Genomic DNA, 22577 nt, shown 5'->3' on the forward strand with positions numbered 1-22577 from the left:
CGATGGAACACTCGCGCTTCAACCTGTCGCGCTGGGCGCTCGAGCACCAGCCGCTGACCCGCTACCTGCTGGTGGTGCTGCTGATCGGCGGCCTGCTGGCCTTCTTCCAGCTTGGTCAGGACGAAGACCCCCCGTTCACCTTCCGCGTGATGGTGGTGCAGGCCTTCTGGCCCGGCGCCACGGCCGAGCAGATCGCGGTGCAGGTGACCGACAAGATCGAACGGCAGCTCCAGGAAGTGCCGTACGCCGACAAGATCCGCAGCTTCTCCAAGCCGGGCGAGACCACGGTGATCTTCCAGCTGGCCGATAACTCGCCCGCCAAGGACACCGCGCAGATCTGGTACACGGTGCGCAAGAAGATCGGGGACATCGCCCAGACCCTGCCGCAGGGCGTGCGCGGCCCGTTCTTCAACGATGAATTCGGCGATGTCTACGGCTCGATCTACGCGCTCTCGGCGGACGGCTTCAACTACAAGGAGCTGCGCGAGTACGCCGACCTCGTCCGCCAGGCGCTGCTGCGCGTGCCCGCCGTGGCTAAGGTCACGCTGCTGGGCCTGCAGGACGAGAAGCTCTATATCGAGTTCAACCAGACGCGCTTCGCGCAGCTTGGGCTCGACATCAACGCCATCGCCAACCAGATCTCGGAGCAGAACAATCCCACCGGGAGTGGCGTGATGGTCACCCCGACCGACAACCTCCAGGTCCGCGTGACCGGCCAGCTTGGCGATGTGCAGGACCTGGAGAGTCTGGTGCTGCGCGGGCCCAACGGCATCGCCAATATCCGGCTGGGCGACATCGCCCACGTCTATCGCGGCTATATCGACCCGCCCGCCAGCCGCATGCGCTTCAACGGCAAGGATGTGATCGGGCTCGGCATCTCGATGGAGAAGGGCGGCGACATCATCGCGCTGGGCCAGGAACTGCGCCGCGTGACCGACGGCCTGCGCGGCCAGTTGCCGATGGGCATCGAGATGGAGCAGGTGCAGGACCAGCCGCAGGCGGTCAAGCGCTCGGTGGGCGAGTTCGTGCACGTGCTGATCGAGGCCGTGGTGATCGTGCTGGCGGTCAGCTTCATCGCGCTGGGGCTGCACACCAAGCCGCTGCGGCTCGACGTGCGCCCCGGGCTGGTGGTGGCGCTGACCATCCCGCTAGTGCTGGCCGTGACGTTCCTGTTCATGAACATCTTCGGCATCGGCCTGCACAAGATCTCGCTCGGGGCGCTGATCGTGGCGCTCGGGCTGCTGGTGGATGACGCGATCATCGCCGTCGAAATGATGGTCCGCAAGCTGGAGGAAGGCTTCTCCAAGATGGAGGCGGCCACTTTCGCCTACACCTCCACGGCCATGCCGATGCTGACCGGCACGCTGATCACGGCGGCCGGCTTCCTGCCGGTGGGGCTGGCCAAGTCCACCGTGGGCGAGTACACCTTCGCGATCTTCGCCGTGACGGCGCTGGCGCTGGTGCTGTCGTGGCTGGCGGCGGTGTACTTCACGCCCTACCTCGGCTATCTGCTGCTCAAGACCCGCGCCAGCGACGGCGGCCATCACGAGGTGTTCGACACGCCGTTCTACGCGCGCTTCCGGCATCTGGTGAATTGGTGCGTGACGTGGCGCAAGACCGTGATCGCCGTCACGCTGGTCAGCTTCGCGCTGGGCCTGTGGGCGTTCAAGTTCGTCGAGAAGCAGTTTTTCCCGGATTCGAGCCGGCCCGAGCTGATGGTGGAGTTGTGGATGCCCGAGGGCACCAGCTTCGCGCAGATGGAGGGCGAGGCCAAGCGCTTCGAGACCGCCATGCGCCGCGACAAGGCCGTGGATAGCCTGACCACCTTCGTCGGCGTCGGCGCGCCGCGCTTCTACCTGCCGCTGGACCAGATCTTCCCGCAGAGCAACGTGGCGCAGGTGATTGTGATGCCGGTCAGCGTGGAGGCGCGCGACGCGCTGCGCAAGCGCGTGATGGAGGTGCTGGCCACCCAGTTCCCGCAGCTGCGCGGCCGCGTGAAGCTGCTGCCGAACGGACCGCCGGTGGCGTACCCGGTGCAGTTCCGCGTGATCGGGCCCGAGGCCGCCGGCGTGCGCAAAATTGCCGATCAGGTCCGGGCGATCATGGCCGCCAATCCGAACACGGTGGGCGTGAACGACAACTGGAACGAGAACGTCAAGATGCTGCGCCTGGAGATCGACCAGGACAAGGCGCGCGCGCTGGGCGTGACCACCAACGCCATCGCCCGTGCCACGCAGGCCGTGCTGACCGGCGTGCCGGTGGGCCAGTATCGCGACGCCGACAAGCTGATCGACATCATCATGCGCACGCCGAAGAACGAGCGCGACGCGATGTCCGACATGGCCAACGTGCTGGTGCCGACCAACACAGGCCGCGCGGTGCCGCTGACGCAGGTGGCGCGCGTGACGCTGAAGTCCGAGCCGGGCGTGATCTGGCGCGAGAACCGCGACTTCGGCATCACCGTGCAGGCCGATGTGGTGGATGGCATCCAGGGTCCGACCGTGACCGCGCAGATCAACCCGCAGCTCAACAAGCTGCGCGCGAACCTGCCGCCCGGCTACCTGATCACCGTGGCAGGGGCCGAGGAGGAGAGCGGCAAGGCGGGGGCGTCCATCGCCGCGCAACTGCCGCTGTGCATCTTCCTGATCTTCACGCTGCTGATGCTGCAGCTCCACAGCTTCTCGCGTTCGGTGATGGTGTTCCTGACCGGCCCGCTCGGGCTGATCGGCGCCGCCGCCACGCTGCTGCTGCTGCGCGCGCCGATGGGGTTTGTCGCCCAGCTTGGCATTACGGCGCTGCTGGGCATGATCATCCGCAACTCGGTGATCCTGGTGGACCAGATCGAGCAGGACATCAGCGCCGGGGTGCCGCCGTGGCAGGCCATTGTCGAGTCAGCGGTGCGCCGGTTCCGGCCGATCATCCTGACCGCCGCGGCGGCCGTGCTGGCGATGATCCCGCTCTCGCGCTCGACGTTCTGGGGGCCGATGGCGGCCGCCATCATGGGCGGGCTGATCATCGCCACGGTGCTGACGCTGCTGTTCCTGCCGGCGCTGTACGCAGCGTGGTTCCGCGTGAAGCCGCCCGAGGGCGACAGCGGGGTGATGGCGGGGTGATGGCGGGGTGATGGCAGGGTAGGCGGGGTGATCCCTGGGGGAGAAGAAAAAGCGCCGGTTACGACTGGCGCTTTTTCATTTGGGCGGTCAGCCGCACGATGTCCACCGCGATCTGCGCTGCGCGGCGGGGATCGGCGGCCACGGGTTTGCCGGTGCGGGGATCCTTCACCGACGGCATGCGGGCCATTTCCCGCAGCAGGTCGGCCAGCAGCGTCATGTCCTGCACCAGCGGCGCGCGCGGGTCGCCCGGCGGCAGCGTGATGCGGACCAGTTCGGACACGGCCTGATCGAGCGCCGGGGCGTGCACGGTCCGGCTGCGGTCGTCCGCTTCCTCGGGCGTCATCCGGCCGGCCTTGGTTGCCGCATTGTCGGCCTGCATGGCCTGGAAGGCGGTCGTGAAGGTCTTGTGGGCGCGCTCGATCTGGCGGGAAGCGGCCAGGCTGTCGCGCATGGCCTGGGGCACGCGCGGTGCCAGCGCGGCGGTACCCACCACCAGCACGGCGGCAACGGCTGCCGCCATGGCCAGGCCGCGCCGCAGCTTGCGGGCGTAGCTGGCGCGGTCCAGCCGCACCGGCAGGCATAGCGCGATCAGCGCGCCGCCGATCAGGCCGCCCACGTGCCCGGCGTTGTCCACGCGGGTTGACAGGAAGCCCTGCACCAGCGAATAGCCGATCATCACCGCGGCGTCCGTCGTCAGTTGCCGATGGATGCCCTCGGGCAGCAGCCGGCGATGCCGCAGCACCCCCGCCAGCAGCGCGCCGCCCACGCCGAACACGGCGCCCGACGCTCCGACCGACACCGCCGTCTGCGCCCCGAAATGCAGGCTCAGCGCGCTACCGGCCAGCCCCGCGCCGAGATAGATCAGCAGGAAGCCGCGCGTGCCGTAGAACCGCTCCACATGCTTGCCGAGCAGGAACAGCACCAGCATGTTGGCGCCGATGTGCCGGAGGCTGCTGTGCAGGAAGGTGGCCGTCAGCAACCGCCACCACTGGCCCTCCTGCACCAGCACGGCGGCGTTGCCGCCCCAGTCGACGAGCTTGGCGGGCGCTGTGGCGTCGAGCGTGGCGCCGTGCGTGAGCGTGAAAAGCCAGATCCCCACGTCGAGGGCGATCATCGCGTACAGGCCCCAGGTGTGCGGCAGTGCCTGCATCTCGGCCCGGAAGGCCTGGTCGGCCGCCAGCGCGTTATCGACTGCGACGCCCGCCGTACGCATGTGATGGGTGACCAGCGCCTGGGCGAGCTGCTGGTCTGCCTCGCGCATCAGGGCCAGCCGGATCGTGAACGCCGCCGGGGTCCGTTTCCGGGCGCCCGGCACGGGCTTGGGAAAGACCTCGATCACAGGACCGCCGCGCAGGTTGCGCACCGCCACAGCGGCGATCTCGGCCCAGCGCAGGTGGGGGCGGCGGCGCGGGAAGGACGTCGAGCCGATGCCGCCGGCGTCCACCGTCAACAGCGGCTTGCGCAGCGGCGCGTGCCGGCCCCAGGACCATTCGAACAGGATCAGCACGCCGAAGAAGCCGGCGCCGACGACGATCAGGCTGGTCTTGCCGTGCGAGAACAGCAGGAGCAGCGTCCCCAGCCCGCCGAAGCAGAGCCAGAGCAAGGCGCGCACGAGCAGCGCGGACCCGAATCGGCGCACATGGAACGCGCCGCTGCGGCGCGAGCCGATGGCCGGCGCGCGCATGAATAGCGATGTCTGCATGGTTCTTCCCGACAAGACGATGTCATCGCGTCATCTCGCTGGCCCCGGTGCGGCAGGGCCACGGCGCGCGTCACGCGACGATATGCGGTCGTCCGTCGGGAAGCATCTCCCCCGTCGGGAGGGTTGCGGCCCTAGTCGGCCAGTTCGAAGACCACGTCCTGCGCGCCCTCCCAGAGCACCTTGGTGCCGAGCGCCCGGAGGTTCTCCCGGCCTTCGACGATGGTCAGAAAGTGGTTGCCGGCCAGCTGGCCCATCTTGCTGGCGAAGCAGCAGCTGCCGTAGGCCAGGATGATCTCGGTTTCGCTGTAGCCGCCCGGGTAGAACAGGATGTCGCCCACGGACGGGTGGCTGGTGTGGTTTTCGAAGCCAACGCCCAGCTTGAATTCGCCGAGCGGAATCCAGCAGCCTTCGCCGCTCCAGCGCACGTGGATCAGCTTCTGCCGGTAGGGCAGCAGCTTCAGGAAGGCGGCCACGGTCTCGGGGGCGTCCGGGTGGGTGTCGGCCAGGAAGGTCTGGCCGGCGGCGGTGATGCGGAGTCGGGGCATGGCTATATCTATATAGAGGGGTCGATGGGGGCCGGGTCAGGCCAGCGCCGTCATCAGCGTCTCCGCCACGGCGATCAGGCTGCGGTCGCTGCCCTTCGGGCCGAGCAGGGAAATGCCGAGCGGCGCGCCGGCGCGGCCGGAGAGCGGCAGGCTCAGTTGCGGGAAGCCCGACAGCGGCGTCAGGCACAGCGAGTGGGCGGCGGCGGTGCGGTAGTCCTCCAGCGTCTCGCCGGCGGCGGTGCGCAGCGGGGCGATGTCCGGCATGGTCGGCAGCACCAGCACGCCGTCATGGCCGAGCAGGCGACCCAGGTGCGCGGTGAACTCGCGGCGCACCGCGCTCGACTGCTCGAACTGGGCTTGCGTGACCCCCTTGCTGAACGCGAAGCGCGCGGCCACGTCCGGGCCCATCTGCAGGCCGTAGTTCTCGATCAGCGCGCCATCGGCCTGCCAGGCTTCCCAGCCCTGCACGTAGCGGAAGGCCCAGTACAGGTCGGCCAGCGGCCGGTCGGCCACGTCCACCGGGGTGGCATGGCCCAGCACGGCCTCGATGCGCGCCACCGTGGGCGCCAGCGCGGCGCGAGCTTCGGGTGTCGGCAATTCGAACAAGTCCGATGCCAGCAGCAGGCGAGGCCGGGCCGGCAGCGGATCGGCATCCTTGCCGAACAGCACGTCCGCCACGCGGGCGAAGGTGCCTATGTCTCGGGCGAAGAAGCCGCAGGTATCGAGCGTCTCGCACAGCGGCATGCAGTGCTGGAGCGAGATACGGCCATGCGAGGGGCGGATGCCGAACAGGCCGCAGTGGCTGGCCGGGGCGCGCACCGAGCCGCCGGTGTCCGTGCCGAGCGCGAAGTCGCACAGCTTGTTGGACACCGCCGAGGCCGACCCGGACGACGAACCGCCCGTCACGCGATCGGGCGCGCCGCCGTTGACCGGGCCGCCGTAGTGCGCGTTCTGGCCGTTCATCGAGAAGGCCAGCTCGTCCGTGTGCGACTTGCCGACGAACATCGCGCCGGCATCGAGCAGCTTCTGCACCGTGGGCGCGGTCACCGTCTTGATGCCGGAGCGGGCCAGCACGTGCGGATTGCCGCCGCCGGTGGGGTAGCCGGCCACGTCGAACAGGTCCTTGACGGCGAAGGTCAGCCCCCGCAGCGGGCCGATGGCCGCGTTGGGCACGGGCGCGTCGGGGTAGGGCATGAAGGCGCGGGCGGGATGGGTGGCCAGGGTCATGGCGTTCGGCTTCCTTCTTTTTCGGAGGATGGATGGAGTTTAGGCGGCGGCCGGCGAGGCAGCGGCGGTATTCGAAGGTTCGGAGCTATCGGCCACCAGCACGCAACTGACGCGGTGGCCGTTGCCCAGCGCCACGCTGCGCGGCACCTCGGCCAGGCAGGCGGGGCGGGCGTGCGCGCAGCGCGGGGCGAAGGTGCAGCCCGGCGGCAGCGCGGCCAGGTCAGGCGGGGCGCCGCCGATGGCCTGCAGCCGCTGGCCGCGATCCATGCCGTGCTGGCGGCTTTGCAGCAGCGCCATCGTGTACGGGTGGCGCGCCTCGCGCAGCAGCGTGCGGATCGGGCCTTCCTCGACGATGCGGCCGCCGTACATCACGGCCACGCGGTCGGCAATCTCCACCGCCGCACCCATGTCGTGCGTGACGAAGACGATGGAAAGGCCCAGCTCGCGTTGCAGCTCCCGCAGCAGGATCAGCACCTGGATCTGCACGGTGGCGTCCAGCGCCGTGGTGGGCTCATCGGCCAGCAGGATTTTCGGTTGGGCCGACAGCGCGAGCGCAATCATCGCCCGCTGCCGCATGCCGCCGGACATCTCGTGCGGATAGGCGGCCAGCCGCCGCTCGGGGCTGGGAATGCGCACCGCTTCCAGCGCCTTCAGCGCCAGCGCGCGGGCTTCGGCGGCGGACACCTTCTTGTGCGTCCGAATGCACTCGACGATCTGCTGGCCCACCGTGTACACCGGGTCCAGCGCCAGCAGCGGCTCCTGGAACACCATGGCGACGGTGCCGCCGCGCAGCCGGGCCAGCGCGCGCTTGTCCAGCGCGAGCACGTCCTGGCCATCGACATGGATCTGGCCGCCGATGCGCGTGCGGCGGGGCGGATGGAGGCGCATCAGCGCGCGCAGCGTCACGCTCTTGCCGGAACCGGATTCGCCGATCAGCGCCACGGCTTCGCCGGGGGCCACGTCGAGCGACACGCCGTTCACCGCGCGGATGGTCTTGCCGCCGCCGGCGAAGGTGACGTGGAGGTCCTTGACCGAGACGGCAGGGGAATGGGGGGCTGTCATAGGGGTCTCCCGCAGGTCAGGTGGGTCAGGGCGTGGCCGCGTGCAGGCCCGGCGTCATGCGCCGCAGCGGCAGCGAGTGGCCACCGTCGGGCATCGCCATCAGGCAAGACACGGGATGGCCGGCCAGTTCGTCGGCCAGCACGGGGGTGCGGCGCTCGCAGACCGGCTCGGCGCGGGCGCAGCGCGGATGGAAGCTGCATCCGGACGGCGGATTGATCGGGTTGGGCGGGTCGCCCGCCAGCGGCGCGGCCAGCGTGCGGTGGTCCGGGTCCATCGACGGCATCGACGCCAGCAGCGCGCGCGTGTACGGGTGCGAGGGATTGGCGTAGATCGACTCCGTATCGCCAATCTCCACCACCTTGCCCAGGTACATCACCATCACCCGGTCGCACAGGTAGCGGATGACGTTGAGGTCATGGCTGATGAAGACGTAGGTCAGGTCGAACTCGGCTTTGAGGTCGAGCAGCAGGTTCAGCACCTGGGCTTCCACGGATTTGTCGAGCGCGGACACCGCTTCGTCCAGGATCACCAGCCGGGGCCGCAGCGACAGCGCGCGGGCGATGTTCACCCGCTGGCGCTGCCCGCCGGACAGCTCATGTGGATAGCGCCCGGCAAAGCGCGCCGGGTCCAGCCCCACGCGCTCCAGCAGGTAGCGCGCCCGCTCGGTGGCCTCCCGCGCCGGCACGCCATGCACGCGCGGCGTGAAGGCGATCGATTCCTCGATGGTCAGGCGCGGGTTCAGCGACGAGTAGCTGTCCTGGAACACCATCTGCACCTGGCTGCGGAACGCCTTCATCGACAACTGGGGCGAGCCCACGCCCTGGGCGTCGAAGATCAGCTCGCCGCTGTCTTGCGCGGTGAGCTGCATCAGCAGCCGCGCGGTGGTGGACTTGCCGCAGCCGGACTCGCCGACCACGCCGAGGGTTTCGCCCTTGAGCACGTCGAAGCTGACGCCGTCCACGGCGCGGACCTCGCCGGCCTTGTGGAACGGGATGGCCGACTTGAGCGGGAAATGCTTGACGAGATCGCGCGCGATCACGAGTGGCTGGGCCGGGCCGCCGATGTCGCGGGCGTGGGCGGGTGCGGGCGCTGTGAGGAGGTCGCTCATGTTCATTCCTTGATTTCCATGGCCGAGCGGATGCCGTCGGCCAGCAGGTTGAACGAGATCGAGGTCAGGAAAATCATCGCGCCGGGCAGGGCGGCGACCCAGGGCTGGGTGTAGATGGCGGTGCGCAGGGTGTTGAGCATCAGGCCCCACTCGGGCTCGGGCGGCTTCACGCCGAGGCCCAGGAAGGAGAGCCCGGAGGCCAGGATCATCGACACCGAAATCAGACTCGTCGCATAGACGAAGATCGGCCCAAGTACGTTATTCAGCACATGGGCGCGCACGATGGTCAGCGAGCTGGCCCCGGAGGCGCGCGCCGCATCGACGAACTCGCGGTTGCGTACCTGCGTGGTCACGCTCTCCGCCACCCGCACGATCTGCGGTACGAAGACGATGGTCAGCGACAGCAGCGCGTTGCCCACCCCGGCGCCCAGCGTGCCGGACAGCGCGATGGCCAGCAGCACCGACGGAAAGGCGTAGAGGATGTCGGTGAGCCGCATGATGATGGTGTTGGTCCAGCCGCCCGCGTAGCCGGCGAAGATGCCGAGTGCGCTGCCGATCACAAACGCCAGCAGCACCGGCGTGATGCCCATGAACAGCGAGAGCCGGCCGCCCAGCATCAGGCGCGAGAGCAGGTCGCGGCCCAGTTCGTCGGTGCCGAGCGGATAGCCAGCGGTGCCGATCGGCTTGAGCCGCTTGAGGATGGAGGACGCGTACGGGTCCGCCGGCATCAGCGCCGGGGCGAAGATCGCCAACACCACCAGGGCGATCAGGATCAGCGCGGCGGCCATCGCCAGCTTGTTGCGCAGCAGGCGGCGGCCCACGGTGGCCCAGTAGCCGGGCGAGCGCGCCACGGGCAGCGGCGCCACGGCCTTGTTCAGTGCGATCTGCATGGGGGCCTCCTTAATTGCGCTGGATGCGGGGGTCGAACAGCGTCTGCAGCGCGTCCACCAGCAGGTTGAGCAGGACAAAGAAGACGGCCAGCACGAGGATCGTGCCCTGCAGCAGCGGGAAGTCGCGCTGGAAGATGGCCGAGTTCAGCAGGAAGCCGGTGCCGGGCCACGAGAACACGGTCTCGATCAGGATCGACCCGCCGAGCAGGTAGCCGAGCTGGAGGCCCATCACGGACAGCGCGGTCGGCGCCACGTTCTTGACCACGTGGCGGAACACGGCCACGTCCGACAGGCCCCGGGCGCGCAGGCCGACGATGAACTCGTTGGACAGGATCTCCGCCACCAGCGCCCGGATCGTGCGGGCGACGATGCCCATCGGGATCACCGACATCGTGATGGCCGGCAGCAGCATGTACTGGAAGTGCTCCCAGTCCCACGCCCAGTCCCCCGAGCCGCCCGGGCCGGCGCCGGTGGCGGGCAGCCAGCCGAGCAGCACCGAGAAGGCGATGACCAGCACCATGCCGAGCCAGTAGTGGGGAATGCTGACGCCGAGCACGGACAGGAAGGAGGCGGTGCGGTCGGCGATGGAATCGCGCAGGTAGCCGGCCACGAAGCCGAACAGGCAGCCGAAGGTGAAGCCGATCAGCGTGGCCACGCTGGCCAGCCGGATCGAGTTGATCACGGCGGTGGAAACCTCGCTCATCACCGGCCGGTTGGTGGCGATGGAGGTGCCCAGGTCGCCATGGAGCGCGCGGGCCAGCCAGTGCAGAAATTGTTCGAGGAACGGTTTGTCGAAGCCGTACAGCGCGGTGAGTTGGCGCCGGAGGTCTTCGGAGGCATCGGGCGGCAGCACCGAGACGAGGGGGTCCCCGGGGGCGATGTGGACCAGCGAGAAGCAGAGCAGGGCAACCCCAAGCAGGATAGGCAGCGCATAGAGAATGCGGCGAAGCAGGTAAGTCATGGTCTGTGGCCGGCTAGTGTGGGGGCGGAGGGTTTTCTCCCCTCGCCCGCTTGCGGGAGAGGGGCCGGGGGAGAGGGCCGGAGTGTCTCGATGCGATGTCTCAACTTGAACCGCTGCCCTCTCCCCCGCCCCTCTCCCAAGGGGAGAGGGGAGAACACAACGGGGCGCAAACCAACTCAGTCCATCGACATCGTCGCGATATCGATAAACCAGCTCTGCGGCTGCACCACGCCCTTGACCTTCTTCGAGATGGCGCGCGGGCCCACGTCGTGGGCGATCAGCACGAATGGCGACTCTTCCACGATGCGCGCGTGCAGCTTGGCCAGCGCGGCGTCACGGGACTTTTCGTCGAACGAGGTGCGGGCGGTCTCGATCAGCTTGTCGAACTCCGCATTGCCGAAGAAGCCCCAGTTGTTCGAGACCGGCGGCTGCGTCTTGGTGCTGACGAAGCGGACCATCGCGAAGAACGGGTCCATCGCCGCGAAGCTGACGTTGATGGCGTTGGCGCCGTGCGCGCTGGCATCCTTGGCGCCGATGCGCCAGTTGGTGAACAGGGTGTTCCACTCCACGACGTCGAAGTCCACGTCGAAGAAGCACTCCTTGAGGTTCTGCTGCACGTACTCGTTCATCGGCAGCGGCTGCATCTGGCCCGAGCCGGACGCCGACACCTGCACCTTCACCTTGAGCGGCTTGGCGGCCGAGTAGCCGGCTTCGGCCATCAGCTTGCGGGCGGCGTTGGCGTCGTACTTGATGTCGAACTTGGGATTGCCCCACCACGGGTTGCCGGCTTCCACGATGCCCTTGGCCTCGGCCATGTAGCCGCCCAGCAGCGTCTTCAGGCCCGAGCGGTTCACGCAGAGGTTGGCGGCCTGGCGCACGCGCTTGTCCAGCCACGGCGAATTCGGCGCGAAGGAGAGCTGCCACGGCCACATGTGCGGCTGGGCGTTGGCGTAGACCTCGAAGCCGCGGCTCTTGATCTGGGCGACGGCGTCAGGCGCGGGAGCTTCGATCCAGTCGACCTGGCCCGACAGCAGCGCGGCGGTGCGCGCGTTGGCCTCGGGCATCGGCACCATCACCACCTTGTCGATCTTGGGCACGCGCTTGCTGTCCCAGTAGCTGGCGTTCTTGGCCAGTTCCAGGCGCTCGCGCGGGACGAAGCGGGTCATCTTGAACGGGCCGGTGCCGGAGGCGTCGGCGGCGAAGGCGACCCACGCCTGCTTGCTGCGCTCGGCCGCATCGGTCACCGAGGCTGGCACGGCGGCGAACTTCTTCTCCCACTGCGTGGGCGAGGCCATGAACAGGTTCGAGATGTTGTACGGCAGGAACGAGTCCGGCTCGGACGTGACCAGTTCCACGGTCAGGTCGTCGATCTTCTTCGCGCTGCGCAGCGTGGGCATGCGCGAGGCGGTCACGCCCACCTGGCTCGCATCGAACTGCTTGGCGGTCTTGTCGAGCACCTTGTTGACGTTCCAGACCACGGCGTCCGCGTTGAAGGCGGAGCCGTCGTGGAACTTCACGCCGGGACGCAGCTTGAAGGTCCACTTGGTCTTGTCGGCGGCGTCCACCTTCCACTCGGTGGCGAGGTCGGGAATCAGCAGGCTGGGGCCGTTGCCCTTGGAGAGGTCCCACTGCGTCAGCGCGTCGTACATCGGAATGCCGGTGAAGCGGTTGCCCTCGAAGCCCTGGTCGGGCTGGCCGAGCGTGCGCGGGATGTCGGCAGCGGTCATGCCGATGCGCAGCGTCTTCTCGGCCATGGCGGCGCCGGGCAGTGCGAGGAACGAGAGGGCCAGGACTGCGGCGGAGAAACCTTTCGCGTGGGCGGACGTTTGGTGGTTCACAGGCAATGCTCCTGAGTGGGGGAAGGGCTGCCTTCGGTCTAGCAAGTCATGTGCCAGTCGCGCCGCCCCGGCGCGTGGTCTGGTTCTTGCACCGGGCGTTGGTCATTCATCATTCACTCACGAAGCAGACAAGGCAGACATGGATTCGAAAGTTCTTCCCCGCATCAATAGCGCCCGGCTGTGGCAATCGCTCATGGATCTGGGCGCGATCGGCGCCACGCCGAAGGGCGGCGTGTGCCGCATCGCGCTGACCGATGAAGATCGCAAGGGCCGCGACCTCGTGGTGCAGTGGTGCCGCGAGGCGGGCCTGGACGTGCGCGTGGACGAGATCGGCAATGTCTTCGCGCGCCGCACCGGCACGGACCCGGCCGCGCAGGCCGTGGCCACGGGCAGCCATATCGACACCCAGCCCTCGGGCGGCAAGTTCGACGGCAACTTCGGCGTGCTGGCGGGGCTGGAGGTCATGCGTACGCTCAACGACCTCGGCATCCAGACGCGCGCGCCGCTGGAGGTGGCGTTCTGGACCAACGAGGAGGGCACCCGCTTCACGCCGGTGATGATGGGCTCGGGCGTGTTCGCCGGCGTGTTCGATGCCGACGAGGCGCGCCGCCAGCAAGACCGCGACGGGGTGAGCGTGGGCGACGCGCTGGCCGCCATCGGCTATCACGGCGCGCAGCCTGCCGGCGAGGTGCCGGGCGGCATGTTCGCGGCCTACTTCGAGGCCCATATCGAGCAGGGACCGGTGCTGGAGGCGGCCGGGCTGCCGATCGGCGTGGTCTCGGGCGCGCTGGGCCAGCAGTGGTACGACGTGACCGTGACGGGCCAGGACGCCCACGCCGGCCCGACCCCGCTGGCGCTGCGGCACGATGCGCTGCTGGCAACGGCGCGGATGATCGAGGCCGTGAACCGCATCGCCCGGGATGCCGCGCCGCATGGCCGGGGCACCGTCGGCTATGTCGAGGTCAAGCCGAACTCACGCAACGTGATTCCGGGGCGGGTGGACTTTACGGTGGACTTCCGCAACCTGTCGCAGGACGGGCTGGACCGGATGGATGCGGCGATGCGCGCGGCCTTCGCCGGCATTGCTGACGTGGCGGCGGTGAGCGTGGAGATTCGCCAGGTGGTGAAGTTCGAGCCCTGCCTGTTCGCCCCGGCCTGCGTGGACAGCGTGCGGCGCGCGGCGGCGGCGCTGGGGCTGTCGAGCATGGACGTGGTCAGCGGTGCGGGCCACGACGCCGTCTACGTGGCGCAGCGCGCCCCCACCGGGATGATCTTCGTGCCCTGCAAGGACGGCATCAGCCATAACGAACTGGAAGATGCGCTGCCCGAGCACATCGAGGCCGGCGCCAACGTGCTGCTGCAGGCGATGCTGGAGCACGCTCGCTGATCGCCGGTGGCAGCCTCAATGTCCGATCGACCTTGAAATCGCCCACGCGCACTCGATGACGAGGGGCCCCAGCTTGCGCTGGGCCTCCGCCATCGTCCACCGGCTGGCCGGCGGCGACACATGCACCGCCCCCACCGCCACCCCCTGGCTGTTCACGATGGGCGCCCCCACGCCCATATCGCCCAAAAACAGCTCCTCCTCGTTGCAGGCATAGCCCAGGCCCCGGCACGCCACCACCTGCGCGAAGATCGCGTCTACATCGGTCAGCGTGGCCGGCGTGCGCGGCGCGCGCGTGGAGGCCTCCAGCACCGCGCGCACCTGCGCATCGGGCAACGTGCTCAGGTAGGCGCGGCCGGAACTCGTGCAGTACATCGGAATGCGCATGCCCACCGGCGTCAGCACGGGCATGTGCTTGGCGGTCATCAGTTGCGCCACGTAGACCATGTCCAGCCCCACGGGCTCGGTCAGATTGGCCGTCTCGCCGCTGGCGTTGGCCAACTGGGACAGGTAGGGGCTGGCAATCGGAATCAGCGCATCGGCGGCCAGGTAGTTGTAGCCGATCTCCATCACCTTCGGCGTCAGGCGGAAGCGGCGGGTCTGCGGGTGCTTGTCGATATAGCCGAGGCTTTCGAGCGTATGGACCGTGCGCTGGGCCGAACTCTTGGTCATGCCGGTGAGGCCGGCCACTTCGGAGAGCGTCAGCGTGCGATGGACGGCGCTGAAGGCGCGCAGGACTTCGAGCCCTTTTTCGAGCGATTGATTGAACAGCGGATCGGCGGACATGGGAGACGGACAGCGGGGCGGATTACCAAGGTTCGGCACCATCGTCGTGAAACCCTGCACCACGATGGCTGCATATTGCACCAAGATACGCATGAATCGATTATCGATTTCATAACGTCCCGCCATGATACCCGGCGCCTCGACGGCTGGCGCGTCTCTGGTGTTTACCCCTAGGGTTTTCCGGGTTGTCTCCAGTGAAATATCACACTAGTATCACAGCAACTTCAACGAACGTTGAGACGAAGCGAGCAACCCGTGGCAAACCCTATTCGACTGGTCGGCGGTGCCGACCCCCAGCCGGCAACCACTCCCGTAGCGCCCCTCATGCCCCCCACGCCTGCCCAGAGCGGCGCGGCGCTGCGCGAGCAGGCGTACACGGAGATCAAGCGCCGCATCATCGCGTGCGAGTTCCGTCCCGGCGAGCCGCTGATCGAGGCCCAGGTGGCCGCGCTGCTCGGCCTGGGCCGCACGCCGGTCCATCAGGCGCTGCATCGGCTCGAAGTGGAAGGGCTGGTGTCCATCCTGCCGCGCAAGGGCGTGCTGGTGACGCCGCTGTCGCTGAACGAAGTGCTCGACATGATCGAGGTGCGCGCCACCAATGAGGTGCTGTGCGCCACGCTGGCCTGCGAGCGCGGGCACGACAGCGACTTCAAGGCCATGCGCGACATCGTGGACCGCTCGCCCGAGCTGATTGCCCGCCGCGACATTCCCGCGCTGGCCTCGCTCGACCTCAAGTTCCATACCGCCATGTCCGCCGCCTCGCGCAACCGCGTGCTGGCCGAACTGCTGCGCGGCCTGCATGAGAAACAGGCGCGCTTCTGGTTCCTCTCGCTGTCCGATCCCCAGCACCTGGAGAACGTCTACCAGGAGCATCTGGAGATCGTCGACGCGCTCGAGCGCCGGGACATCCCGGCCGTGCGCGAGGCGATCCGCGAACATATCGACGAATTCCGGAAGAACATCATCCGGACTCTCTGACCGACCCTTTTCCCTCGTAACCAGGTAGTTCGCCATGCCGACACTGCACCTCCAGGTAGCCGGCGGGGGCCCGCTCGCCCTCGACGTCCAACGACTCATCATCGCCGGCTGGACTGGCCGCGACGCCGCCGCTGTCCAGCATCACATCGAAGAACTCCAGGCGCTGGGCGTGAAGCCGCCCGCCACCGTGCCGACCTTCTACCCGCTGGCCGCCTCGCTGCTGACCACCGCCGACGTGCTCGAGGTGCCGCGCGACGACTCGTCGGGCGAGACCGAATTCGTGCTGCTGCAGGGCGCGGACGCGCTGTACATCGGCATCGGCTCGGACCATACCGACCGGAAGGTCGAAGCCTATGACGTGACCGTCTCCAAGCAGATGTGCGGCAAGCCGATGGGCCGCGACGTCTGGCGCTTCGACGAGGTGGCCGATCACTGGGACGAGCTGGAAATGCGCTGCTGGCGCGTGCGCGACGGCCAGCGTGCGCTGTATCAGGAAGGCAAGGTCACGCGCCTGCTGGACCCGCGCGATCTGGTGCAACGCCTGACTGGCGAAGCGCAGCTGCCGCCCGGCACCGCCATGTTCTGCGGCACGCAGGCCGTGATCGGCGACCTGGGCCACGGCGACGCCTTCGAGGTGGAACTGCACGACCCGGTGCGCCATCGCACGCTGCGCCATGCGTACCGCGTGGCGTCGCTGGAGGTGGCCGAATGAGCGCCGCCCCGACCATTGCCGCCCTGGCTGCCTCGCTGGCGGCTGGACGCACGACCAGCGTGGCGCTGACCGAAGACGCGCTGGCCCGGATCGCGCAGCACCAGCGTGCTGGCGGCGTCGCCTTCCTGCACGTGGACGCCGACGGTGCGCTGGCGCAGGCCCGCGCGGCTGACCAGGCGCGCGCCGCCGGGCTCGTGGCATCGCCGCTGGCCGGCCTGCCGGTGTCCATCAAGGATCTGTTCGATGTGCGCGGCCAGATGACGCGTGCCGGCTCGGTGGCGCTGGACGGCACCGCCCCGGCCCAGGCCGACGCGCCCGCCGTGGCTTGCCTGCGCGCGGCTGGCGCGGTGCTGATCGGCCGTACCAATATGAGCGAGTTCGCGTTCTCGGGCCTGGGGCTGAACCCCCACTACGGCACGCCGCGCACGCCGTTCGACGCCGAGCGCATCGCCGGCGGCTCCACCTCGGGCGGCGCGGTCAGCGTGGCCGAGGAGATGGCCGTGGCCGCGCTGGGCACCGACACGGGCGGCTCGATCCGCATTCCGTCGGCGTTCTGCGGGCTGACCGGCTTCAAGCCGACCGCGCGCCGCGTGCCGCTGTCCGGCGCGGTGCCGCTGTCGACCTCGCTCGATTCGGCCGGCCCGCTGGCGCGCTCGGTGGCGTGCTGCGTGGCGATGGACGCGGCGCTGAGCGGCGAGACGCTCGACACCCGGCCCGCCGATCTGTCCGGCCTGCGCCTCTACGTCACGCGCGACTTCGTGATGGATGGTGTGGAGGCCGAGGTGGCGCAGGCGTTCGAGGCCACGCTGTCGCGTCTGTCGGCCAAGGGGGCGCAAATCGTTACCTTCGATTTCCCCGAACTGCGTCGCCTGCCCGAGATCAATGCTGGCGGCGGGCTGACCGCCGCCGAGTCGTGGACCTGGCACCGCGATCTGCTGGCCAAGCAGGGCGACCGCTACGACCAGCGCGTGGCCCAGCGTATCCGTCGCGGCCAGCAACAGAGCGCCGCCGACTACATCACGCTGCTGGCCGAGCGCGCCGCCATGCAGGCGCGCGCCGCCGAGCGCCTGCGCGATGCCGACGCCTGGCTGATGCCGACCGTCGCCGTGCGCCCGCCGCGCCTGGATGCGTTGGCGCGTGACGAAGACTTCTTCGCCACGAACGGCCTGGTGCTGCGCAACCCGAGCGTGATCAATTGGCTCGACGGCTGCGCGGCGTCCCTGCCGATGGGGCAGGGCATCGGCCTCGGCATCTGCGGCCTGCACGGGCACGACGCCCGCGTGCTGCAGGTAGCCGGCGCCATCGAGCAGGGCCTGGCGTAAGCCGGGCAGCCAGCAAATCGGCCGGATTCCCACGGCCGCGGCAACGCGCTCCAGCACAACACAGCGCAAGCCAGAGGGCGCCGCCAATGTAGCGGCGCCCCGCCCACCACACCCAAGGAGTAATCACCGATGTCTTCCGTGATGACCGGCGCCCCTGGCGCCCTGGAGAGCCTGCCGCCCGCGGAATTGGCTCAGCAACGCAACGAGGCGTACCGCAAGATCACCGTGCGCCTGATCCCGTTCCTCGTGTTCCTGTTCATCCTGGCCTGGATCGACCGCGTCAACGTGGGCTTCGCCAAGCTCCAGATGCTCCAGGATCTGCAGTTCAGCGAGGCCGTGTACGGCCTGGGCGCGGGGATTTTCTTCATCGGCTACTTCCTGTTCGAGGTGCCGAGCAACCTGCTGCTGGAGAAGATCGGCGCGCGCAAGACGCTGGCGCGCATCACCATCCTTTGGGGCCTGGCCTCGATGGCGATGATCTTCGTTAAGACGCCGGGGCAGTTCTACGCGCTGCGCTTCCTGCTGGGGATTTTCGAGGCGGGCTTTTTCCCGGGTGTGGTGCTGTACCTGACCTACTGGTTCCCGGCCGACCGCCGCGCGCGCATCAACGGCCTGTTCATGACCTCGTTCGCGATCGCTGGCGTGATCGGCGGCCCGCTGGCCGGCTTCATCATGAGCGCGATGGACGGCGTGGATGGCCTGGCCAACTGGCAGTGGCTGTTCGTGATCGAGGGGATTCCGTCGGTGCTGGCCGGTGTGGCGGTGCTGATGTTCCTGCCCGAGAAGCCGGTCAACGCGAAATGGCTGACGGCCACCGAGCAGACGCTGGTGACGCGCGAGGTGGAGGCCGAGGCACGTGACCCGGCCAAGCATTCGTCGCTCAGGGACGCCTTCGCCAATTCGCGAGTCTGGATCTGCGCGGCGATCTACTTCTGCGTGGTGAGCGGCAATGCCACCATCGCGTTCTGGTCCCCGTCGATCATCAAGGAGCTGGGCGTCAAGGGCAACCTGCAGATCGGGCTGATCTCGGCGATTCCGTTCGTGGCCGGCACCATCGCCATGGTGCTCAACGGCATCCACTCGGACCGCTCGGGCGAACGCCGGATGCACTGCGCCATGGCCACGCTGCTGGCCGCGGTGGGCCTGACGCTGACCGGCATGTGGCTGCACAGCGCCACGCTGGCACTGGTGGCGCTAACCATCGCCTCGGTCGGCATCCTGGCGGCTTTCCCGGTGTTCTGGTCCCTGCCGTCGGCCTTCCTGGCCGGCACGGCGGCGGCGGGCGGCATCGCCCTGATCAACTCCATCGGCAACCTGGCCGGCTTCGTGGCGCCGTACATGATCGGCTGGTTCAAGACCAATACGGGGCGGCTGTCGTCCGGCCTGTATTTCGTCGCCGCGCTGGAAGCCTGCGCCACGGTGTTGGTGCTGGCCTTCATCCGCACCCGGCGCTAAGCCCCAGGCGGGGCCGGACGAGGCGCAAGCCGGGCAGGGGGCTGGATTCCCGCTGCGGCTTGCGCTACAATCCGCAGCCTTGTCGACCGTTGGAAAAAGTTACCTCAACGGCACGGCCGGCATCCGACGGCAGATCATGAAAGGCGGGCAGTTCCAGCCGCCTTTTTTGCTTTGTCGAGGATGCGCAGCGCCAACCGACAACGCGGCCGCCCGCCAGGGCAACCGCCGCAAGGACCGCGAGGGTGGCGAAATTGGTAGACGCACCAGGTTTAGGTCCTGACGCCAGCAATGGTGTAGGGGTTCGAGTCCCCTCCCTCGCACCACCAGCCTTTTTTGTTGTTCATTCGCAACAACGACACTCCCCACCCATACGTACCTCTTCCTGCCGCAATCCCATATGCACCAAGGGATAGCGGGTATCCATCCGGGTTTACGCTACACCCTCTCCTTTACCCTATTTGCCACTATCGGTTCGCTGGGCTCTCCCATTTTTCTCCCACGGTCCTCCCACGAACTCATGGCATCCATTCTCAAGACGGCAACCGGTTGGCGCGTACAGCTCACAGTAAAGGGCGCTCGGGACAGCCGCATGTTCGACACCAAGGCGCAAGCTCAGGAATGGGCGGTGAAGCGCGAGGCCGAGATGCGATCCATCGACGGCGGCATGGGGAGCAAGACCCACACGGTGGGAGACGTGCTCGACCAGTACCAAAAGACGGTCAGCCCGACCAAGCGAGGCGAGCGGTGGGAGAAGCTGCGACTTGAGCTGATCGGAAAGAAAATGGTTGAGGGGAAACCCTTCCGTGACATCCGGCTGGCCGACCTGAAGCCTCACCACATTGCCGCGTGGCGCGACGCGCGCGCTCGAGACACCGTCCCAGGATCTGGAGCGAAGATTTCCGGGTCATCCGTATCCCGCGAAATGTCGCTGCTGTCCCATGCGCTGGAGGTCGCCCGGAAGGAATGGGGCTGGCTGATCGCCGATCCGATGAAGGAGGTGCGCCGGCCGCCGGACAACCCGCCGCGCGACCGGCTCATCTCTGACAAGGAGATCGAGAAGGTCACCCTGGCTCTTGGGTATCAGGAAGGGATGCCGGTGGCCCTGCCGTCGCAGCGGGTCGCCGTGGCATTCCTGCTGGCGATCGAGACGGCCATGCGCTCCGGGGAGATGCTGGGCTTGACCAGCGACATGGTGGACTTCGAGGCGCAGGTTGCGCACTTGCCGCTGACCAAGAACGGCGGCGCGCGGGACGTGCCGCTCTCCATGCGCGCGCTCGAGCTGTTGCGGATGCTGCCGAAGGTGGAAGAGGGCAAGCCGCTGTTCGCGCTCTCGGCTGCCAGCCGGGACGCCCTGTTCCGCAAGGCAAAAGAAAAGGCCGGCATTGCCGACCTGACCTTCCACGACACCCGCCATGAGGCGATCACCCGCCTGGCGAAGAAGCTACAGCCACTGGATTTGGCCCGGATGACCGGGCACACCAACCTCCAGGAGTTGCTGACCTACTACAACGAGTCCGCGCGGGACATTGCGCGCCGGCTCGGCTAGTCCGTCTTTCTCGGCCGGCCCGCCGGCTGCTCGCGGTACGACTCAGCCCAGGCGATGACCTCGGCCGCCTTCCAGCGAGGGAGGGCCTTCGCCAGCTCGTCCTTGCCCGACTGCACCGAAGGGATGCGGATCGGCTTCGGGAACCCGGGCAGCGTCACCACCCGCTCGCGCACCACCTTGGGTGAACGGACCAAGTATTCTGCGATGCGCTCCACGTCCCACAGGGTAACGCTCACGGGCAGCGCTGGCCGGACGTGGTTGGCCACGGCCACTGCAATGCGTTCGATCAGGTCTGCTTCGCTCATGGTGATGCTCCAGTTTCTGGCTGTTGTTTCGATGATGCGTGCTGCTGCTTCGGTCATTCGTTGAATCGTTGGGGCCGCGTGCTCGCGGCAATGTACAGCGGATGCTTCGGACTGCCGTCCCTGTTCAGGCCCAGGTGGTACAGCAGATTGCCGCGCCCGTACATGAGGATGATGTCCAGGACCTCAGACGCGCGGGCCGGCGCCGCCTTGTGCGCGCCCCAGGCGCAGATGACCATCGAGCACCGGTCAAGCGCGTCCATGATCGCGCCGTCGTTCCGGTCTGCCCGGTCGCCTAGCGGCGCGGCGTGGGTCAGGAGTGCGGCCGGGTCGGTGGACCGAAGCGGGAACAGGTTCGCCACCTCCAGGCCGCCGAACCTGCCGCCGGCCAGCGCGCGCTGCAGGCACCGGGTGATGGTCGGGTCGTTCACCTGGTGATCGGCGGTCGACGGGTTGAGCATGATGAACCCGAGCGCCGGCCGGGCGCGGTCCCACTGGCGCCAGAGGCGGTAGCGATACTGCTCGCAGTCGGAAAGGATGCAGCCGGCCTCGCCGTCGAGCGTGGTTTCGGTCAAGTGCTTCACCTTTCGATCCTCCTGAACTCCACCACCCACACCCAAGGGTTCGTCTCCCAGTTCCAGAGCAGCCGGTAGTTGCCGCATGCGTCGTCCGCCTCATTTGCGCCGCAGCCCTCCGCGACCGCGTCGGCCTCGCTGCACTCGTTCAGCCGCTCGACACGTACAGCGGTGATCTCTAGGACGATGCGCGACGCGGCGCGCGGCATGAAGATCGCGGGGCGCTTCCACCACGCCGGCGTGACGCTGGAGCGATGGCGTGCGTTGTCGGGCGTGGGGTCGACATACTGGTAGATCCGATCCATCTCCAGCGTCAGATCGACGAAGTGCCACTCGTCGCGGGCCTTTTTGGCACTGAAGTGCGTCTCCCAGCGCCCGAAGGCGAAGAAGGTCTCGCGCACCCACAGGCGGTCGCCGGCCTGGCCGTAGGGGCATGCCCGGTTTTCCGGGTCGGCAACATACTCCGGCGTGAACTTGTCCGACTGCAGCCAATCCAGCGTCCAGCCTTTGACCGGCCGCCGCGTCTGCGTCTTCCGGCCGTCCAGGATGGCGTGCACCATGGCGCCGGAGAAGAGGATGGGGCGTTCTTTCATCATGCTAGGATGGGTGTCATGTTGGAGGGGCGGATATGGAACGCGTTTCCGAGTACCGAGGCTTCGAGATCCGGATGTGCCTGACTGGTACTTCCACAGACATGTTTGACGTCTGGTTTCAGATCACTAGCCCGACGCATCCAGCGGGAGTCGCCGCGATAGGAAAGCGGATCAAAGTTCACGGCAGCCCGTTCTCCAAACGATGGGCATATCTGGTGGCTGAAGTCGCTGGCCGTGCGGCCGTCGACGTGATATTGGGCGTGGACGAGTAGATTGCCCGTTTGACTCCCGACGAAATGGAGGGGCAAGCCATGGCTGAGAGCCTTATCTTCATGGGTCGGCACGTGACCTTTGAATTGACCGAGAGGACTTTCGGGATGTGGCATTGGACATACACCCTCGACGACCAAGCGACCTTTGAGAGCCAAGGAAACTCTTTCCCCACGCGTGAACTTGCGATGGCCGACGCCATGCGTGA

General features: G+C 68.0%; 20 protein-coding genes and 1 tRNA gene. 9 read left to right on the top strand and 12 right to left on the bottom strand.

The window, feature by feature from the left end:
* The first annotated feature begins 2 nt into the window (after positions 1 to 2).
* Positions 3 to 3113: an efflux RND transporter permease subunit gene (locus tag AC1DFU_RS12105; RefSeq protein ID WP_092292976.1), complete on the top strand. Its 3111-nt coding sequence runs from the start codon at positions 3 to 5 to the stop codon at positions 3111 to 3113.
* Positions 3114 to 3171: 58 nt separating this feature from the next.
* Here AC1DFU_RS12105 and AC1DFU_RS12110 read toward each other — a convergent pair whose 3' ends face one another.
* The 8 genes from AC1DFU_RS12110 to AC1DFU_RS12145 all read right to left on the bottom strand — a co-directional run bounded on the left by AC1DFU_RS12110 (position 3172) and on the right by AC1DFU_RS12145 (position 12362).
* Complete coding sequence (locus AC1DFU_RS12110; RefSeq protein ID WP_441591134.1) at positions 3172 to 4815, bottom strand: rhomboid family intramembrane serine protease; 1644 nt, start codon at positions 4813 to 4815, stop codon at positions 3172 to 3174.
* A gap of 131 nt (positions 4816 to 4946) precedes the next feature.
* A complete protein-coding gene (locus AC1DFU_RS12115; protein WP_092292980.1) occupies positions 4947 to 5360 on the bottom strand; it encodes a DUF3830 family protein in 414 nt (137 codons plus the stop codon).
* A 36-nt stretch (positions 5361 to 5396) separates the two neighbouring features.
* Positions 5397 to 6587 (bottom strand): amidase, encoded by a 1191-nt coding sequence (locus AC1DFU_RS12120; RefSeq protein WP_441591133.1) that lies wholly within the window; start codon positions 6585 to 6587, stop codon positions 5397 to 5399.
* Positions 6588 to 6626: 39 nt separating this feature from the next.
* The gene (locus AC1DFU_RS12125) at positions 6627 to 7649 is read right to left on the bottom strand and encodes an ABC transporter ATP-binding protein (protein WP_441591132.1); all 1023 of its coding nucleotides are present in this window, start codon (positions 7647 to 7649) and stop codon (positions 6627 to 6629) included.
* Between the two features lie 25 nt (positions 7650 to 7674).
* Positions 7675 to 8757: an ABC transporter ATP-binding protein gene (locus AC1DFU_RS12130; protein WP_441591131.1), complete on the bottom strand. Its 1083-nt coding sequence runs from the start codon at positions 8755 to 8757 to the stop codon at positions 7675 to 7677.
* 2 nt (positions 8758 to 8759) lie between these two features.
* Positions 8760 to 9647: an ABC transporter permease gene (locus tag AC1DFU_RS12135; protein ID WP_441591130.1), complete on the bottom strand. Its 888-nt coding sequence runs from the start codon at positions 9645 to 9647 to the stop codon at positions 8760 to 8762.
* A 10-nt stretch (positions 9648 to 9657) separates the two neighbouring features.
* Complete coding sequence (locus tag AC1DFU_RS12140; RefSeq protein WP_092292988.1) at positions 9658 to 10608, bottom strand: ABC transporter permease; 951 nt, start codon at positions 10606 to 10608, stop codon at positions 9658 to 9660.
* Between the two features lie 176 nt (positions 10609 to 10784).
* Positions 10785 to 12362 (bottom strand): ABC transporter substrate-binding protein, encoded by a 1578-nt coding sequence (locus tag AC1DFU_RS12145; RefSeq protein WP_255370764.1) that lies wholly within the window; start codon positions 12360 to 12362, stop codon positions 10785 to 10787.
* A 223-nt stretch (positions 12363 to 12585) separates the two neighbouring features.
* Here AC1DFU_RS12145 and AC1DFU_RS12150 point away from each other — a divergent pair, with 223 nt between their 5' ends.
* On the top strand, positions 12586 to 13833 hold the full coding sequence (locus tag AC1DFU_RS12150; protein ID WP_441591129.1) for a Zn-dependent hydrolase: 1248 nt from the start codon (positions 12586 to 12588) through the stop codon (positions 13831 to 13833).
* Between the two features lie 15 nt (positions 13834 to 13848).
* Here the strand turns inward: AC1DFU_RS12150 and AC1DFU_RS12155 are convergent, their stop codons facing one another.
* Positions 13849 to 14616 (bottom strand): IclR family transcriptional regulator, encoded by a 768-nt coding sequence (locus tag AC1DFU_RS12155; RefSeq protein WP_092293327.1) that lies wholly within the window; start codon positions 14614 to 14616, stop codon positions 13849 to 13851.
* Positions 14617 to 14871: 255 nt separating this feature from the next.
* Here AC1DFU_RS12155 and AC1DFU_RS12160 point away from each other — a divergent pair, with 255 nt between their 5' ends.
* The 6 genes from AC1DFU_RS12160 to AC1DFU_RS12185 all read left to right on the top strand — a co-directional run bounded on the left by AC1DFU_RS12160 (position 14872) and on the right by AC1DFU_RS12185 (position 20629).
* Entirely contained in the window at positions 14872 to 15594 is a 723-nt protein-coding gene (locus AC1DFU_RS12160) for a GntR family transcriptional regulator (RefSeq protein ID WP_092292994.1), read from the top strand.
* A 34-nt stretch (positions 15595 to 15628) separates the two neighbouring features.
* Positions 15629 to 16306 carry a DUF2848 domain-containing protein gene (locus AC1DFU_RS12165; RefSeq protein WP_441591128.1) on the top strand — a complete coding sequence of 226 codons (678 nt, stop codon included), beginning with the start codon at positions 15629 to 15631 and terminating at the stop codon, positions 16304 to 16306.
* Positions 16303 to 17628 (top strand): amidase, encoded by a 1326-nt coding sequence (locus AC1DFU_RS12170; RefSeq protein WP_441591127.1) that lies wholly within the window; start codon positions 16303 to 16305, stop codon positions 17626 to 17628. Before AC1DFU_RS12165 ends, AC1DFU_RS12170 begins: the two co-directional genes overlap by 4 nt.
* Before the next feature lie 129 nt (positions 17629 to 17757).
* A complete protein-coding gene (locus tag AC1DFU_RS12175; protein ID WP_092293000.1) occupies positions 17758 to 19083 on the top strand; it encodes an MFS transporter in 1326 nt (441 codons plus the stop codon).
* Between the two features lie 236 nt (positions 19084 to 19319).
* Positions 19320 to 19406 (top strand) — tRNA-Leu (locus AC1DFU_RS12180).
* A 266-nt stretch (positions 19407 to 19672) separates the two neighbouring features.
* Positions 19673 to 20629 (top strand): tyrosine-type recombinase/integrase, encoded by a 957-nt coding sequence (locus tag AC1DFU_RS12185; protein ID WP_477159774.1) that lies wholly within the window; start codon positions 19673 to 19675, stop codon positions 20627 to 20629.
* On the opposite strand, the gene AC1DFU_RS12190 is transcribed toward AC1DFU_RS12185, so the two are convergent.
* Genes AC1DFU_RS12190 through AC1DFU_RS12200 form a run of 3 tightly spaced genes read right to left on the bottom strand, consistent with a single transcriptional unit; the run spans position 20626 to position 22102 of the window.
* Positions 20626 to 20991, bottom strand: a complete 366-nt coding sequence (locus AC1DFU_RS12190; protein ID WP_244844978.1) for a hypothetical protein — start codon at positions 20989 to 20991, stop codon at positions 20626 to 20628. The genes AC1DFU_RS12185 and AC1DFU_RS12190 overlap by 4 nt on opposite strands.
* Positions 20988 to 21515, bottom strand: coding sequence for a DUF1643 domain-containing protein (locus AC1DFU_RS12195; protein ID WP_477159773.1), 528 nt, complete (start codon positions 21513 to 21515; stop codon positions 20988 to 20990). Before AC1DFU_RS12195 ends, AC1DFU_RS12190 begins: the two co-directional genes overlap by 4 nt.
* Positions 21512 to 22102, bottom strand: coding sequence for a hypothetical protein (locus tag AC1DFU_RS12200; RefSeq protein ID WP_477159772.1), 591 nt, complete (start codon positions 22100 to 22102; stop codon positions 21512 to 21514). Before AC1DFU_RS12200 ends, AC1DFU_RS12195 begins: the two co-directional genes overlap by 4 nt.
* A gap of 32 nt (positions 22103 to 22134) precedes the next feature.
* Here AC1DFU_RS12200 and AC1DFU_RS12205 point away from each other — a divergent pair, with 32 nt between their 5' ends.
* Positions 22135 to 22371 (top strand): hypothetical protein, encoded by a 237-nt coding sequence (locus AC1DFU_RS12205; RefSeq protein WP_477159771.1) that lies wholly within the window; start codon positions 22135 to 22137, stop codon positions 22369 to 22371.
* The last annotated feature ends 206 nt before the right edge of the window (positions 22372 to 22577 follow it).

This window comes from Cupriavidus sp. 10L45 (genome assembly GCF_056395225.1).

What these genes read in the sequence shown, in the direction of transcription:
- AC1DFU_RS12110 (WP_441591134.1), bottom strand. Translation starts at nt 4,815, where the DNA reads ATGCAGACATCGCTATTCATGCGCGCGCCGGCCATCGGCTCGCGCCGC.
- AC1DFU_RS12135 (WP_441591130.1), bottom strand. Translation starts at nt 9,647, where the DNA reads ATGCAGATCGCACTGAACAAGGCCGTGGCGCCGCTGCCCGTGGCGCGC.
- AC1DFU_RS12155 (WP_092293327.1), bottom strand. Translation starts at nt 14,616, where the DNA reads ATGTCCGCCGATCCGCTGTTCAATCAATCGCTCGAAAAAGGGCTCGAA.
- AC1DFU_RS12120 (WP_441591133.1), bottom strand. Translation starts at nt 6,587, where the DNA reads ATGACCCTGGCCACCCATCCCGCCCGCGCCTTCATGCCCTACCCCGAC.
- AC1DFU_RS12125 (WP_441591132.1), bottom strand. Translation starts at nt 7,649, where the DNA reads ATGACAGCCCCCCATTCCCCTGCCGTCTCGGTCAAGGACCTCCACGTC.
- AC1DFU_RS12185 (WP_477159774.1), top strand. Translation starts at nt 19,673, where the DNA reads ATGTTCGACACCAAGGCGCAAGCTCAGGAATGGGCGGTGAAGCGCGAG.
- AC1DFU_RS12145 (WP_255370764.1), bottom strand. Translation starts at nt 12,362, where the DNA reads ATGGCCGAGAAGACGCTGCGCATCGGCATGACCGCTGCCGACATCCCG.
- AC1DFU_RS12190 (WP_244844978.1), bottom strand. Translation starts at nt 20,991, where the DNA reads ATGACCGAAGCAGCAGCACGCATCATCGAAACAACAGCCAGAAACTGG.
- AC1DFU_RS12170 (WP_441591127.1), top strand. Translation starts at nt 16,303, where the DNA reads ATGAGCGCCGCCCCGACCATTGCCGCCCTGGCTGCCTCGCTGGCGGCT.
- AC1DFU_RS12150 (WP_441591129.1), top strand. Translation starts at nt 12,586, where the DNA reads ATGGATTCGAAAGTTCTTCCCCGCATCAATAGCGCCCGGCTGTGGCAA.
- AC1DFU_RS12200 (WP_477159772.1), bottom strand. Translation starts at nt 22,102, where the DNA reads ATGATGAAAGAACGCCCCATCCTCTTCTCCGGCGCCATGGTGCACGCC.
- AC1DFU_RS12105 (WP_092292976.1), top strand. Translation starts at nt 3, where the DNA reads ATGGAACACTCGCGCTTCAACCTGTCGCGCTGGGCGCTCGAGCACCAG.
- AC1DFU_RS12140 (WP_092292988.1), bottom strand. Translation starts at nt 10,608, where the DNA reads ATGACTTACCTGCTTCGCCGCATTCTCTATGCGCTGCCTATCCTGCTT.
- AC1DFU_RS12205 (WP_477159771.1), top strand. Translation starts at nt 22,135, where the DNA reads ATGGAACGCGTTTCCGAGTACCGAGGCTTCGAGATCCGGATGTGCCTG.
- AC1DFU_RS12115 (WP_092292980.1), bottom strand. Translation starts at nt 5,360, where the DNA reads ATGCCCCGACTCCGCATCACCGCCGCCGGCCAGACCTTCCTGGCCGAC.
- AC1DFU_RS12165 (WP_441591128.1), top strand. Translation starts at nt 15,629, where the DNA reads ATGCCGACACTGCACCTCCAGGTAGCCGGCGGGGGCCCGCTCGCCCTC.
- AC1DFU_RS12175 (WP_092293000.1), top strand. Translation starts at nt 17,758, where the DNA reads ATGTCTTCCGTGATGACCGGCGCCCCTGGCGCCCTGGAGAGCCTGCCG.
- AC1DFU_RS12130 (WP_441591131.1), bottom strand. Translation starts at nt 8,757, where the DNA reads ATGAGCGACCTCCTCACAGCGCCCGCACCCGCCCACGCCCGCGACATC.